The sequence below is a fragment of the Shewanella sp. SG41-4 genome, assembly GCF_014164505.1.
GTDB lineage: Bacteria > Pseudomonadota > Gammaproteobacteria > Enterobacterales > Shewanellaceae > Shewanella.
Genome location: NZ_JACJFI010000349.1, coordinates 1 through 3,332 on the forward strand (window position 1 = coordinate 1; position 3,332 = coordinate 3,332).

3 protein-coding genes are annotated in these 3,332 nt (G+C 40.7%); all 3 read left to right on the top strand.

Going from position 1 to position 3,332, the window contains the following annotated elements:
• The coding region (locus H5202_RS19415) for a UvrD-helicase domain-containing protein (protein WP_182773509.1) at positions 1–1,329 on the top strand (1,329 nt) is incomplete at its 5' end.
• Positions 1,330–1,358: 29 nt separating this feature from the next.
• On the top strand, positions 1,359–3,119 hold the full coding sequence (locus H5202_RS19420) for a hypothetical protein (protein ID WP_182773510.1): 1,761 nt from the start codon (positions 1,359–1,361) through the stop codon (positions 3,117–3,119).
• Positions 3,120–3,187: 68 nt separating this feature from the next.
• Positions 3,188–3,332, top strand: a 145-nt coding sequence (locus tag H5202_RS24815) for a hypothetical protein (protein ID WP_182773511.1), incomplete at its 3' end; no start/stop codon positions are given.

Here is a 3,332-nt window from a genome sequence, read left to right on the forward strand (position 1 = left end):
TCCGTGAAAAATACCAAGCCTATATTGGTGCTGACACACACCACAGCAGGAGTTTCGGCACTAAAGAAAAGACTGCGAAAGCTGTCTGTGCCGACATCGCACTATGTTGTTACTACCATTGATGGATGGGCTCTTCGCATAGCGAATAGCTTCCCAATGACCTGTCCTGTTCATTCTTCACCGGAAAATCCTCGTTTTTTCTATCCAGAAATTAGGCAAGCTGTTTTAAGATTTCTAAATACGGGCTGCATTAGTGACATACTACAAGCATCATATTCACGACTGCTTGTTGACGAATATCAAGACTGTGACGTTAACCAACACAATCTAATTGCTTCACTTTCAGAAGTTCTCCCGACAGTTATTTTTGGCGACCCTATGCAATGTATTTTTAACTTCGGAGGTCCAATGCCTGATTGGGGCGGCGGAGTTCTGCAGCAATTTCCACTTATAGGTGAATTAAATACACCATGGCGTTGGAACAATGCTGGAGCACCATTGCTTGGACGGTGGATACTTGAAACAAGGGAGGCACTAAAACAAGGGGCAAGAGTTGACCTTACAACATGTCCCGCTCATGTAATATTGCACCCACTGACAGACGTAGTCCGAACAGACATAACTAATCAGCATAATGCACAACACACTATTCTAAACCGTTATCCAACTGATTCTTTACTAGTAATTGGCAGCTCAATGGATGAACGCTCAAGGCATGGCTATGCTCAAGGTAATTCACGAATAGAAGTCGTTGAGCCAGTTCAACTTGCAAGCGTGACTGGTGCCGCAAGCCAATTTGATGACAATACAGGGGTAGCTCTTTCAGACTCTATTTTGCAAGTTGCTAGTACCATGATGACTAATGTCGAAATGGCAAAAACATCGCAACGGGTAGAAAGTATTCTCAATGGTCGAAGCAGGACAGCTGTAACCAATAGTGAGAAAGCACTTTGTAATGTTGTTATTAATAGTTCACGAGCAAATATCCTTGAAGCTCTACAGCAACTAGAGCTAAAAGCAGGTACTCGTGTTTACCGTAAAGGCGCATTCAACGCTTTAAAAGACTCTTTATCTCTTTCAATAACGTCTCCAACAATAAGTATGTTTGAAGCTGCGTCTTCAATAAGAGAGCGTTTACGTCAACAAGGCGACAAGCGGATACCAAATAGAGCTATTGGTTCTACGCTTTTACTCAAAGGTCTTGAAGCTGATCATTGTATGATTCTTGATGCGCAAGCTCGAGGAATGAACGCAAACCATTTATATGTAGCACTCTCTCGTGGAGCAAAAACTATCACGATATTCTCTCGTGATGTTTATATTCCATAAAATGAAAATATTAAAAATGGGCTTATAAAATGAAATTTGATTATCTTGCCGCGTTCCCGATACCAGCAGAATCATTGCCGTCAAAGCTTCGTGAACTATTAACTCCTGTTGGACTATCAGCAAATATAAGAGTTGAAGTTGCTACCATTCAAGAGACCGATCAATACGGTCCAAATGCTGAGCACCTGCATCTACAAATGGCCGTTGTAACTGATAACCAACAGTTGAAAACTCTTACGGAAGCTGGAAACGGTGTTGTTGAGTATTCAGTTCCATGTCACGGAGATGTTGGCAGCATAAGAGATTTTACGCCTTCAATATCAGGTCACGATTACATTGTTGCAGCATGGGGCAGTAGCTCGTTTTATTCGTATAGTCTGTCAGAAAAGGTCTGGATGGCTCTTGGATTATCACCACGCTGTGTTGGCAATGATGAACAGCGCTTGGTATACGATGACTTAGGTCTTCCTGAATTTGATGTGGCAGATGGTGAAATTTCGACTCAATACCACTACTCACTGAAAAAAAATGTATGTTGGCGAATGTCGAACGAATATCTGAGGCGCTATTTGTGGTTACGAGGGGCTCGAGGCTTTCGAGTGTTCTTTTATGAAAAACAGCTAAATGACACCCCAAAACTTCGCGAAATAATGAATGGAAAATCACACATAGTTCTCAAACCAACAGAGGGTATAAAATGGTATGAACTGGACATACGTGAGCATAAGAATGGACTTCTTCTACAACTTTGGGCATCAGTAGAAGCGGTAATGCCTGAACTGTGTATAGAGCAAAATGCTGATGGTCTCATTTGGTTAGGAGATAAAGCCCCAATGACACATGCTAGAGCAAACTCACTTAGATTTCATAACCCAGTTTATCTTGATGATAGATTTTTAGAAAAATACGAACAAAGTACCTTTTACGATACAACCCCCTTCAAAGCATGGGCGAAGTGGGATTGTAGCCCTTCTTATCAAGGACAATGGAGCTTCACTGAATGCCAACGGGTTGGCAGAAATCTAATAAAAACTTCGATGAGAGAATTATATAAGCCTAAACCAGACCGTGAGATTGTTCATGCACACGCGTATGCAATTGCTACTACTGATTTAGAGCACGTTGACTTCGATGAAGAACATATCGTTAACAAAGTGCAAAGATTACTGGATGCATTGCTAGATTTAGGTGATGGCCTATCACAACTTGGAGATTCGATAGGATTGATTCATTCAGCAGAAGAATTAACAGGATTCAGTCGTAAAGAAGTTGAGGCAAACGGATGGCTAAAATATCCAATGCTAAACCGGTTAGCTCAGGTAGCACCTTTAGATATGACTCAACAAATGTTTTTATCGCGCTGTAAAAGTATGCACGAACTATTACAAAAAATCCCAAATGGATACCTTAGGTCTCTTCTTGTTAAAGCTGGCAGCCCTAGGCCTAAAGTAAAAGATCTTGGCAACCTAAAACTCATTCAATCTCTGCTAAACATACTTGAATCTTTAAACAGCCAACTTGAATCCATTTATGATTTATCTTCCGAAAATGCACGCGAGGGTTGGAATGCGTCAAATGCTAAATTAGCGCCGCTGTTTTTGAATAATGACCTTAGAATAGCAGATGCACACGATGCGATGGAGATGTGTATAACTAGCTTACAAAAGCTTGGTTTTGATACCGCGAACCTCAGCATAGGATATGGAACGGCTCTTGATTTCGTTATGGATGGTGTAATGGATGCGATTAATACTGTAGGCATAGAGCTGCACAAACTATTGAATAGATAAAATACCGTAACTGATTTAAAGTCAGATACTTAAAAACCAAATAACAAGTACAGTTTAGAGAGGAAAAGATGGAATTTATTACAAGTGCAATTCTGGGTGGAGCTATTTGGGATTTCATAAAATTCAAAGCCGAACCAACAATAGACAATATCCGCTCAACTGTTGGTAAGCTAGTTAACATTGATGAAGCTATCGAAAGTGCTTTAAGCAAAG